13 protein-coding genes are annotated in these 11,274 nt (G+C 41.1%); 8 read left to right on the forward strand and 5 right to left on the reverse strand.

The window, feature by feature from the left end:
* Positions 1–273: 273 nt before the first annotated feature.
* Positions 274–1,587, forward strand: a complete 1,314-nt coding sequence (locus AC3WLU_RS09655; RefSeq protein ID WP_413021990.1) for a DEAD/DEAH box helicase — start codon at positions 274–276, stop codon at positions 1,585–1,587.
* A gap of 12 nt (positions 1,588–1,599) precedes the next feature.
* Positions 1,600–2,493: a deoxyribonuclease IV gene (locus tag AC3WLU_RS09660; protein WP_241634581.1), complete on the forward strand. Its 894-nt coding sequence runs from the start codon at positions 1,600–1,602 to the stop codon at positions 2,491–2,493.
* A gap of 109 nt (positions 2,494–2,602) precedes the next feature.
* Here the strand turns inward: AC3WLU_RS09660 and AC3WLU_RS09665 are convergent, their stop codons facing one another.
* Positions 2,603–2,863 (reverse strand): DUF2624 family protein, encoded by a 261-nt coding sequence (locus AC3WLU_RS09665; protein ID WP_034308456.1) that lies wholly within the window; start codon positions 2,861–2,863, stop codon positions 2,603–2,605.
* Between the two features lie 211 nt (positions 2,864–3,074).
* Here AC3WLU_RS09665 and AC3WLU_RS09670 point away from each other — a divergent pair, with 211 nt between their 5' ends.
* The 3 genes from AC3WLU_RS09670 to AC3WLU_RS09680 are packed head-to-tail and all read left to right on the forward strand — an operon-like array spanning position 3,075 to position 5,135.
* On the forward strand, positions 3,075–3,839 hold the full coding sequence (locus AC3WLU_RS09670) for a metal ABC transporter ATP-binding protein (RefSeq protein WP_053535720.1): 765 nt from the start codon (positions 3,075–3,077) through the stop codon (positions 3,837–3,839).
* Between the two features lie 21 nt (positions 3,840–3,860).
* Positions 3,861–4,694, forward strand: a complete 834-nt coding sequence (locus tag AC3WLU_RS09675) for a metal ABC transporter permease (RefSeq protein ID WP_207437172.1) — start codon at positions 3,861–3,863, stop codon at positions 4,692–4,694.
* Positions 4,695–4,709: 15 nt separating this feature from the next.
* On the forward strand, positions 4,710–5,135 hold the full coding sequence (locus AC3WLU_RS09680) for a Fur family transcriptional regulator (RefSeq protein WP_034308449.1): 426 nt from the start codon (positions 4,710–4,712) through the stop codon (positions 5,133–5,135).
* Positions 5,136–5,171: 36 nt separating this feature from the next.
* Here the strand turns inward: AC3WLU_RS09680 and AC3WLU_RS09685 are convergent, their stop codons facing one another.
* Positions 5,172–5,756 (reverse strand): 5' nucleotidase, NT5C type, encoded by a 585-nt coding sequence (locus AC3WLU_RS09685; protein WP_034308447.1) that lies wholly within the window; start codon positions 5,754–5,756, stop codon positions 5,172–5,174.
* Between the two features lie 168 nt (positions 5,757–5,924).
* Between AC3WLU_RS09685 and AC3WLU_RS09690 the strand changes: the two genes are divergently transcribed.
* The gene (locus tag AC3WLU_RS09690; protein ID WP_268563537.1) at positions 5,925–6,395 is read left to right on the forward strand and encodes a DUF4190 domain-containing protein; all 471 of its coding nucleotides are present in this window, start codon (positions 5,925–5,927) and stop codon (positions 6,393–6,395) included.
* 94 nt (positions 6,396–6,489) lie between these two features.
* Here the strand turns inward: AC3WLU_RS09690 and ispG are convergent, their stop codons facing one another.
* The 3 genes from ispG to AC3WLU_RS09705 form a co-directional block, all read right to left on the reverse strand.
* Entirely contained in the window at positions 6,490–7,602 is a 1,113-nt protein-coding gene (gene ispG / locus AC3WLU_RS09695; protein ID WP_187050875.1) for a flavodoxin-dependent (E)-4-hydroxy-3-methylbut-2-enyl-diphosphate synthase, read from the reverse strand.
* 212 nt (positions 7,603–7,814) lie between these two features.
* The gene (locus tag AC3WLU_RS09700; RefSeq protein ID WP_057278832.1) at positions 7,815–8,147 is read right to left on the reverse strand and encodes a type IV pilus assembly protein FimV; all 333 of its coding nucleotides are present in this window, start codon (positions 8,145–8,147) and stop codon (positions 7,815–7,817) included.
* 430 nt (positions 8,148–8,577) lie between these two features.
* On the reverse strand, positions 8,578–9,345 hold the full coding sequence (locus AC3WLU_RS09705) for a DUF1189 domain-containing protein (RefSeq protein ID WP_063575668.1): 768 nt from the start codon (positions 9,343–9,345) through the stop codon (positions 8,578–8,580).
* Between the two features lie 162 nt (positions 9,346–9,507).
* On the opposite strand from AC3WLU_RS09705, the gene AC3WLU_RS09710 reads away from it, so the two are divergent.
* A complete protein-coding gene (locus AC3WLU_RS09710; RefSeq protein WP_048677991.1) occupies positions 9,508–9,993 on the forward strand; it encodes a DUF456 domain-containing protein in 486 nt (161 codons plus the stop codon).
* A gap of 143 nt (positions 9,994–10,136) precedes the next feature.
* Positions 10,137–10,745 (forward strand): superoxide dismutase SodA, encoded by a 609-nt coding sequence (gene sodA / locus AC3WLU_RS09715; protein WP_034308436.1) that lies wholly within the window; start codon positions 10,137–10,139, stop codon positions 10,743–10,745.
* The last annotated feature ends 529 nt before the right edge of the window (positions 10,746–11,274 follow it).

The raw sequence follows: 11,274 nt of genomic DNA on the forward strand, positions 1-11,274 counted from the left end.
GGAAAAAGAGGATTGCCCTCACAAGGCAAAAAGCGCCTAATGGGGCAATCCCTATTTTCTTCACGAGCAACCCAGGCGCTTGCGCTTTTTGAGTAATCCAGCTTCAGCGCCCAGCTCGATGTGAAAAAGAGGATTGCCCTCACAAGGCAAAATGCGCCTTATGGGACAATCCCTATTTTCTTCACGAGCAACCCAGGCGCTTGCGCTTTTTGTGTAAAATTTATTATAATAACAGGACATGTCTTATGACTGACAGGATAAAGGGGTTTTTTGATGAAACAAAATCAATTTGAACGATTTAATTTGAAAAGCTACATTCTAGATGCGGTTCGTACTTTAGGGTTCGATAAGCCGACGGAAATTCAAGAGCGCGTGCTTCCGTCGCTTTTAAAGGGAAGTAGCTTAATTGGACAGTCGCAGACAGGTACAGGAAAGACACATTCCTATTTGCTGCCGATCATGAACAGGCTTGATGCTGGTAAAAATGAGGTTCAAGCGATTATTTCCGCACCAACCCGTGAGTTAGCGAACCAAATCTACAAAGAAGCTTTGAAAATTGCTGACCATTTCCCTGAGGATGAGCAGATTCAAGTCCGTTGTTTCATCGGTGGTACTGATAAACAGCGAATGATCGATAAATTGAAGACACAGCCGCAATTGGTAATTGGTACGCCGGGCCGGATCAAGGACTTGGTTGAAGCCCAGGCATTACAGGTGTATACAGCAAAAATGCTTGTAGTCGATGAAGCGGATCTTATGCTAGATATGGGATTCATAGAAGATGTCGATTTATTTGCATCACGTATGGCTGAAAAAATTCAAATGCTTGTCTTTTCGGCAACCATCCCAGAAAAATTGAAGCCGTTTTTGAATAAATATATGGAGAATCCAAAGTATGTTCAGGTGAATCCGAAGCAGGCGACAGCTGCGAAAATTGAACATGTTCTCGTACCGCTTCGCCACCGTAACAGGGAGCAGTTACTTCATGACATCATTGTTCGTTATAATCCTTATTTGGCGATAGTTTTCACGAACACAAAGAAAATGGCGGACCATGTGGCTAATTCCTTGATCGAAAAAGGGTTGAATGTCGGCCGAATTCATGGGGATTTAACGCCTCGTGAGCGTAAAAAAATGATGAAGCAAATCAATGATTTGGAGTATCAATTCATCGTTGCGACTGATCTGGCTTCCCGTGGAATCGATATTGAAGGTGTAAGCCATATCATTAACTATGAATTGCCTTCAGATTTGGATTTTTATATCCATAGGACGGGCAGGACGGCTCGTGCAGGATATTCAGGCATTGCCACTACCATTTACGATACTTCCGATGAAGATGCATTGAACCGCCTTGAAAAAATGGGCATCGAGTTCCGTGATGCCGATATCCAAAACGGTGATTGGGTTGATATCGACGAACGTAATAAACGGAAAAACCGTAAAAAACAAAAATCTGATATCGATGTTAAAGCGAGCAGGCACGTCAAGAAGCCAACTAAAGTCAAGCCAGGATACAAAAAGAAAATTCAACGCGATGTGGAAAACTTTAAAAAACGCGAACGTCGTATACAGAGAAAGAAATAGGGGAGTAATCAGATGCTGAAGATTGGATCGCATGTTTCAATGAGCGGGAAAGGCATGCTTCTTGCTGCGAGTCAGGAAGCGGCTTCGTATGGCTCCAATACATTCATGATCTATACAGGGGCCCCTCAAAACACAAGACGTAAAAAAATCGAGGATTTAAATATCGAAGCCGGAAGATTGCATATGGAGGAAAATGGAATCAGTGATATCGTCGTCCATGCTCCGTATATCATTAATATAGGAAATACCACGAATCCAGCCACATACGAACTTGGAGTCAACTTCTTACGCAGTGAAATCGATCGGACCGAAGCGATAGGTGCAAGGCAGATCGTACTTCATCCAGGTGCGCATGTTGGTGCAGGCAGTGAATTGGGAATAAAGAGAATCATCGAAGGTTTGAATGAAGTGCTGACTGCCGACGATAAAGTTCAGATTGCCCTTGAAACGATGGCGGGTAAGGGTTCCGAATGTGGCAGGTCTTTCGAAGAGCTGGCGATGATCATTGATGGTGTGACCCATAATGAAAAATTATCGGTTTGCTTCGATACTTGCCATACTCACGATGCCGGATATAATATCATCGAGGATTTCGATGGAGTACTGAATGAATTTGATAAAGTGGTCGGTATTGACCGAATCAAGGTACTTCACATAAACGATAGCAAAAACGAACGCGGCACGCGTAAGGACCGCCATGAAAACATTGGTTTCGGCCATATTGGTTTTAAGGCTTTGAATGATATTGTCCACCATCCGCAATTAAGCTCTGTTCCTAAAATCCTGGAAACACCTTATGTAGGGGAAGACAAAAAAGACAAAAAGGCCCCATATAAATTCGAAATTGATATGTTCAAGAATAAACAATTTGAAGAAGATTTATTGGAAAAGATCAGATTCCAATAATCACAAATAGAAAGGGACGATTCATCGATATGAAGATGAATCGTCCTTTCATTTTGCATTTGGATTAAGTATGCTCAAATAAAGACTGTCGTCAGCAGGCTTGGAATCTTTAAAAATTGGATGTAAGGTTGTTGAAGAGGGATTCTATTTCCCTGGCCGTGCTTGCTCCGGCAACTTTTGTAATTTGACCAAGTACGTTCTGTCTTTGACGTATATCAAAAATGTTAATATTTTTACCGGCTAGAAGTGCAGTAATATCCTGTGCTTGTTTTTGGGTGAGTGAAACCTTATGCTGTTTAGCAAGGGAAAGCAGTTCATCTGGGCGTATACTATTGATTTTATGATTGACCATCATTTCAAATAATTTCAAACGATCTCCTCCTTTGTTAAAACATATGAAGGAAGTGGATGTATGTGAACATGAAACTTTGTTTGATTACGAAATTGGTTCAGATAACATTTTTTTGTGATTCAAGGCATATCGGGACTTGTTCGGAGGACCGGATTCTTTACATCTGGACTTCTTTGATTTATACTAACGATTGTTAATCGTAATGATTCTTAAAAAATAGGTGATCTCTTTGGATAATGTAGTAAACCCCATAGTTAAATTTGAAGATATATCTTACAAATATACAAAAGATCTGGTACTGGAACATGTTTCTCTTGAAATTCCCAGAGGGGCATTCCTAGCTATCGTCGGGCCGAATGGATCCGGTAAATCAACGCTTTTGAAGTTGCTGCTTGGTCTGTTCAAGCTCCAAAAGGGGAAAATTGAAATATTCGGTGAAGACATTCGGCGCTTTAAAGATTGGCAAAAGGTCGGGTTCGTTTCCCAAAAGGCGAATTCCTTCAACTCAGGATTCCCTGCCACTGTATTTGAGGTGGTTCAGAGCGGTTTGACCAAAAAAATAGGCTTATTTAAGTTCGCTGGCAAAGAGGATAAGCAAAAGGTGAAGAAGGCTCTGGAATCAGTGGACATGCTGGAATATCAAAACCGCAATATCGGGGAATTGTCCGGAGGCCAGCAGCAGAGGGTATTCATTGCCCGTTCACTGGTCAGCGAGCCGGAATTGATGATATTGGATGAGCCCACTGTTGGCGTTGATTCAAAAAACGTCCACCAATTTTATGAAATGCTTGAGATGTTGAATAAAAAATTAGGAATAACCCTGATTTTAGTAACCCATGATGTTGGTACTGTGACCGATAAAGTCACACATGTCGCCTGCTTGAATAAAAAGCTTCATTTTCATGGGGATGCCTGTGAATATAATGAGTTGGATGAAGGTGAACTCTCGTCCATTTATGGACATGGAGTCCAATTTTTAAATCATGATCATTAATATGTTTTGGAGGATAGCCCAATGATATCGGGGATATTGCAATTTGAATTTTTGCAGAACGCATTCTTGACCGGAATCATCATCGGAGCGATTGCGCCATTAGTGGGCGTTTTTGTCGTGGTAAGGCGGATGTCGATGATTTCCGATGCGCTCAGTCATGTAGCGCTTGCTGGTATAGCGTTCAGTTTATTGCTGCAGAAGAGCTTTCTATCTTTAGCAGGATTGAATCCACTTTATATTGGAATGGCGTTTTCTGTAGGTGGTTCATTATTCATTGAAAAATTAAGAGGGGTGTACAAGCATTACCAAGAGCTTGCAATCCCGATCATTATGTCCGGCGGCATGGGTCTTAGTGTCATCTTCATATCCATTGCTGATGGTTTCAATACGGATTTATATGGTTATTTATTCGGCAGTGTCAGTGCCGTCAGCCGGGCGGACTTGTACGTCATTTTGGCAGTGGGGGTAGTCGTAGCCTTGATGCTCACTTTATTGTATAAAGAATTATTTCTGTTATCATTTGATGAAGAGCATGCCAAAGCGTCTGGAATCCCTTATAAAGCGATTCATTTTATTTTTATCGTCATGGTCGCATTGGTTATTGCCGCTTCCATGAAAATCATTGGCATATTACTTGTTTCTTCGCTCATGACGCTCCCGGTAGCAGCCAGTCTCCGCTTTGCCAAGGGCTTTAAGCAGATGATTGGTTATTCGGTATTATTCGGTGAAGTTTCCGTCATAGGCGGATTATTCTTATCCTACAACCTTGACCTCGCTCCAGGCGGGACCATTGTAATAATAGCTGTACTAATTCTCATCTTGTCAATTTTGTTTGATAAGTGGAAAAATCGATAGATGGGGTGATGTATTTTGAACGTAACTACTGCCATGCAACTTTTAAAAGATAAAGGTTTTAAGCATACAGGAAAGAGGGAAGAAATGCTTCAGCTTTTCTCTTCCAGCGATAAATATTTAACGGCCAAAGATGTATTGGAGAATATGAAACAGGATTATCCAGGTTTAAGCTTCGATACGATTTACAGAAATCTTTCATTATTTGTCGAACTGGGCATCTTTGAAGCGACCGAGTTGGAAGGGGAAAAGCGTTTTCGTTTTACATGCGGTCATTCTTCCCACCATCACCACTTTATCTGTTTGAACTGTGGAAAAACGAAAGAAATTGAATTGTGCCCGATGCAGGAACTTCAGGAAAGCTTGAAGGACTACGATGTTTCGGGGCATAAATTTGAAATTTACGGACGCTGTCCTGCATGCAGCGTATCTTTGGAAGCATAAAAACCATTGACCTCAAGTCAATGGTTTTTTCTTGTCTCATTTTATAGTTGCCGGTTCCCCTGACATCCATTGATTCACCCAGGCAGAGGCTTCTTGCCAATTGTTGACCCGAATCACCCTTTCAGGCACGGGATCTTGGTTGTAAGGGGTATTAAATAAAATCACGGGTATTTTACACTCTTCAGAAATTGCCACTGCATTATCGTGCTTGTCCTCCAAAAAGAGATCGACTTCGAATTTTTTGGCTGCAGCAATCTTATCGTGTGAACCTACAAGCTCTATATGATCATATAGGACTTGATTACTCGTGAACCAATTCTTCGTTACATCCAATAAACGGGAGCTCCTGGCACTGATGAAATAAAGGTTGGCTTGTTCTGTCCATTTTTCCAATACATCTTTCGCACCTTCAGCTAATAATGATTCGGAATAGATGAGCGGCTCGGTCTCGATGAACCATTTAGTGAAATCCTCTTTTGGAACATTCACGAAAGGCAATAAGTCATATTCGGTTATGTCTTCATATGCTAAATTCAGTTGAAATGCTTTATTTAAAAAGGGAACCATGGAATCAGGTCTTGTGACAGTCCCGTCTATATCGATGCCAAAACGTTTTTTCATGATGAATCTCTCCTCATTTTCAATACTTGTAATAGTGTAACATATCCCATCATAGCTTTGGTAAAAACCCGTATTTATTTCCAAGACATGAAACCATTTTCACGATGGGTTCCTGCGATTTTTACATACACTATAAATGCTTCACAAACGAAAGTGAGGGATGCACGAATGGAAAAAGATCAATACTCCAGTATTGACGATGAAATGCAATTGACGAAAGAGGGCAGTGAACCATCCGTTGTGGATGATCAGCATCATGAGCGGTATTATAATGAAGATAAACCTGAAGATGACAGGCGATATGAGAGCGGTGAGACCATAACCAATATGGATAACCGTTATCAGGAAGAAACGTCTGCCGAGATTTCAACACCGCCTCAGCGAATCAGGTCATATAAAAATGATGAGAACGCAGAGGAGAATGGTTTGGGGAATGTGGCATCAAGAGGAAAAGCGATTGGTGTCATAGCATTGATCATCTCCATTTTATCGTTATTCATGATGCCTTTCATTTTAGGGATTGTGGGTATCATTGTAGGTATAGTGGCAAGAAGCCGGGGATCGAACCTGGGTACTTGGGCCATCGGCATAGGTGTTGTCTCCATCATCGTTGGCATATTTATCGCCCCGTTCTTTTAGCATCGTTAAACCCTTTGATGTCATTTACATCAAAGGGTTTTTCAAATGATAAAAAACAAAAAATCCCGATAATGAAAATTCGGGATTCTTTGTTTTATTTATTTAGTAATGCTGCTGCAGCAGCTTCGGCTCTTTGTTTTTCATAGTACTCTTCAGCGATTTTGTCAATTTCCTTTTTCAGTTCCTCGACCATCGTCTCCTCAGGCACTTTACGTACGATTTGACCTTTTCTAAACAGTAAACCTTCACCGCGGGCGCCGGCTATGCCGATATCAGCCTCACGGGCTTCTCCAGGGCCGTTTACCGCACAACCAAGCACTGATACCTTGATTGGTGCTTTAACCGTCTGGATGTACTCTTCAACTTCATTGGCGATGGAAATCAAATCAATCTCGATTCGACCGCAAGTTGGGCAGGAAATTAAAGTGGCCATGTTGGAAGCAAGGCCGAATACTTTTAGGAGTTCCCTTGCCACCTTCACCTCTTCGACGGGATCGGCACTTAAGGAAACACGAATCGTGCTTCCGATACCCTGACTTAGGATGGCACCTAGTCCGGCGGCGCTTTTTACGGTACCGGAGAACAGTGTACCTGATTCCGTGATCCCAAGATGTAAAGGATAATCGAATGCTTTTGAAGCTTTTTCATATGCCTCGATTGCTAAATTCACATCGGAAGCTTTCATCGAAACGATAATATCATGAAAATCCAGATCTTCTAGGATCTTGATATGGTGTAAAGCACTTTCCACCATTCCATCAGCAGTCGGGTAGCCATATTTCTCGAGGATTTTCTTCTCTAGAGAACCAGCATTGACGCCGATGCGGATTGGTATTCCTTTAGCCTTCGCAGCTTTCACGACTGCTTCAACCTTTTCACGGCGTCCGATATTACCAGGGTTTATCCTGATTTTATCCGCTCCGCCTTCGATTGCCTTCAGAGCAAGTTTGTAATCGAAATGAATATCGACTACAAGAGGGATGTTTATCCGTTTTTTTATCTCAGAGATTGCGTCAGCTGCCCTTTCATCCGGACAGGCGACGCGTACTATTTGACATCCCGCCTCTTCAAGACGAAGGATTTCTGCAACCGTTGCTTCAACATCATGTGTTTTTGTTGTTGTCATGCTTTGTACTATAACTTCATTATTGCCGCCAATCGTTAAGTTTCCAACTTTAATTGGCCGCGTTTTGGTGCGATGTATGATTTCACTCAAGTGGAATTCTCTCCTTTAGGAAAAAATCAGTTTTGATTTTTAATTTGTTTCTCTGAAATATTGTATCAATGTACTTACCGCTTGACAAGGAAATAGGACGCATAATCTTTTTTCAATAAGTGACATTTCCTATTTAAGGGAGTTTTTGGTGTTTGGAAATCCCCTTAATTGTGTTTGTGAAGGCACTAATCCCCATATGAAAGTTATTTATAAACGGGAATTTTATAAGTTTTGCCAATCTGCATATTTTCGGGCTTCAATCCCTCATTCAAACTTTGAAAGTCAGAGATGATCGTTTCGATTGGGTGATTGGATTTGCCTTTTTCCTTTTCAACGATGGAGAGTAAGGTATCCCCGGGTTGCATGGTGATTTCTTTATAAGCGGCAGATGGTGCGGATGCAGGCTGGCTGGCAGGCACGGCCGGTTCGCCTGTAGAGGCAGGTGGATGGGAAGCCGGCAGGGTACCCGTAGTCAAATCAAAATATATAATAAATAAAGTGAAACAGAATGAGATAAAAAGCAGTAGCCGTTTCAATTTTCCATCCTCCCAAGCTTGTCTTTAATTCATCTATACTTGGAGGGGGCAAAAAATATGCCTAAAAATGGGCGATTTTTCAAATGGAATGTGAGAGTGGCCATTCAAATTGTCTATTTCAGTTGAGTAACATCCTTAATAGTTGAATGATTGCTGAGAAAGGAGCGAATTTCCTTTTGGGTCAGCCCACTCTTTTTTACCTCCAATATGAGTAACAACCACTGTACATCAATATGACTCTCCTTCACGTCTATCCCCTCTTAAATCCTATTTCAATCATAAGTATAGTAATAACTGGGTGAGTATCTTGTCGAATTAAGTAGATATAAAAAATGATGACTGTAGTTATACGAGGGAATGGCAAGGATTGCCCGGTTTTGTGCAAAAGCAAAAAGATCCGGACCGAGGTGGGTCCGGATCTTATTTAACCTCAATTTCCCATCTTATTGGCTGATGTTTCTTTAATGGATAAATATAACATCATCAAGGTCACAAACCAGCTAATGATGGAAGCGAATGGTACAACTGCTTGAAAAGCATCCATGATGGTGAAGAAAATGGTGGCAAGAGTTATGCTGTATGCACTAATTCTCCAAAGATGCCTGTAGGAAAGTGGACGGCCAAGAGCGTTCTTGAAAAAAAGACCAAAAGCAGCAATGATTGTCACTTTAATGAAGATTCCGCTAGCAGTAAACAGGTATAATATGAGTAGAAGCAATGGAATGATGATCGGCAGCACAGATTCAACTGAATCAAGCCAAGTGGATATTTCCTGATTATTTCCCTCCAGAACTGAATAAGGAGAGGATTGCACATTGCCTCCGGATACGAAAACCAGGTCAGACTTCAAAAGTGCGACAGCCTCATCAGCTTCTGCAGCTACCTTTTCCGGGGTCAAGGCTCCCGTGCCATCCACAAAAATTTGATATCCGTTTTTATTCAGGCTAAATGGCTCATCTTCTTCAGTGGTCAACGTGCCATTTTTGATTTCAAATGCCGGTAAGTCTTCGGATACTGTTTCGTGCATGGCATCTATCCCATCAACTATCATTGTACCGAAATAAAAAGCTGAAGGGAGAAAGGCGATGAGACTTATAAAGAAAACGTATAAAATCGTTTTCCCGATACCTTGGTTTTGAAAGGAAGCGATATCTTTAGGGGAAAATATGCTAACCCATAGTTGTTTGAATATGTTCAATGTTTTCAGCACCTATCTATATAAGATTCCTAACCAATTTTAACTATATGGGAAAAATAAAACAACCTGTATTCAGCTTCATTGGTTTCAAACAACAGTAATGAGGTAATTATGGAGAGATAAATCAAATTATAAATTAAATGAGAAAGGGGCTTTTGAGATATGGACACACTATTTTGGATAATAATCACCCTCATGTTCATAATGGGATTTGTCGGTCTGATTTTTCCAATCATCCCAAGTGTTTTGTTCATTTTTGGAGGAATATTGTTATATGGACTTTTTTATTCTTTTGAACCTTTTGGCTGGTTTTTCTGGACGGTCCAAATTTTATTCGTCATCCTTTTATTCGCAGCCGATTATATTGCCAACATGGTCGGGGTCAAAAAATATGGCGGCACGAAAGCGGGGATATGGGGCAGTACGATTGGGCTCCTGGTCGGGCCATTCGTGATTCCATTCGTCGGAATTCTGATAGGTCCATTCATCGGGGCATTCCTGGCAGAGATCCTGGTACATAAACAAGACCCTGTTACTGCTTCCAAAATCGGCCTTGGTTCCGTTGTAGGTTTTATAAGCAGCGTAATCACAAAAGGCATCATTCAGCTTCTGATGATAGGATATTTTATATTCGTGGTATTCTCATAGGAAAAATAATCGAAAAATGAAAAATTGAGGCATATGGTTTGAAACGGTTACAAAAATTTGATACTCTATTGCTAGCGAGCTTTAGGTATCTTTCGAGAACTGAAGCCCTCAAAAAAACAGCTTACATAGGGAGGAATTTTATTATGGCTTTTGAACTTCCACAATTACCGTATGCATATGATGCATTAGAACCACACATCGACAAAGAAACAATGAACATTCACCACACTAAACATCACAACACATATGTGACAAACCTGAACAATGCGCTTGAAGGCAACCAAGAGCTTCTAAGCAAAAGCGTAGAAGAAATCGTCGCTAACCTTGACGCAGTACCTGAAGCTGTTCGTACAGCTGTACGCAACAATGGTGGCGGACACGCTAACCACACTTTATTCTGGGAAATCCTTTCACCTAACGGCGGCGGACAACCAACTGGTGAATTAGCGGATGCGATCACTTCAAAATTCGGAAGCTTTGACAGCTTTAAAGAAGAGTTCGCTAAAGCGGCTACTACTCGTTTCGGATCTGGCTGGGCTTGGCTTGCAGTCAACAATGGCGAGTTGGAAGTAACAAGTACACCTAACCAAGACAATCCATTATCAGAAGGTAAAACACCGCTACTTGGATTGGACGTTTGGGAGCATGCTTACTACTTAAACTACCAAAACCGCCGTCCTGAATACATCAATTCTTTCTGGAATGTTGTAAACTGGGATGAAGTTGCAAAACGTTACAGCGCTGCAAAATAATTTGTAATTAAAAAAGACGGGATTCCTTTTGTAAAAAGGAATCCCGTCTTTTTTTGGTTTCTTTTATCCGAACCGGAATATTAAAGAAAAACAAATAAAGGCAACTCGTATTGCTTGTTTCGCCCAAAAGAAATGAAAGAAATTCACAAGTAAAAGCTCCGAATTTACGAGAACGCATAAAATCACGAGTAAAATCTTCAAATTCACGAGTAAAAGCCCGAAATTCACGAGTAAATGCCCAAAACTCACGAGTAAAAGCCCGAAATTCACGAGTAAAAGCCCAAAAATCACGAGTAACACTCCAATTCCTGAGTAAAAGCTCAAAGTTCACGAATAAAAGCAACGATTCACGAGTAAACACCCCAATTCATGAGTGAAAACTCGAAATACACGAGTGAAAGTCCGAATTCACGAGTGAACACCCCAAATTCATGAACATCCCCTTCGTCTCCCAATCGAAGAGTTTTCTTTACACTGTTCTTGATTTAAAGGGAAAAGCTTTTAAGGAAAACAGTATAAGTGCAACTAC

It is taken from the genome of Peribacillus sp. FW305-BF15 (assembly GCF_058783805.1).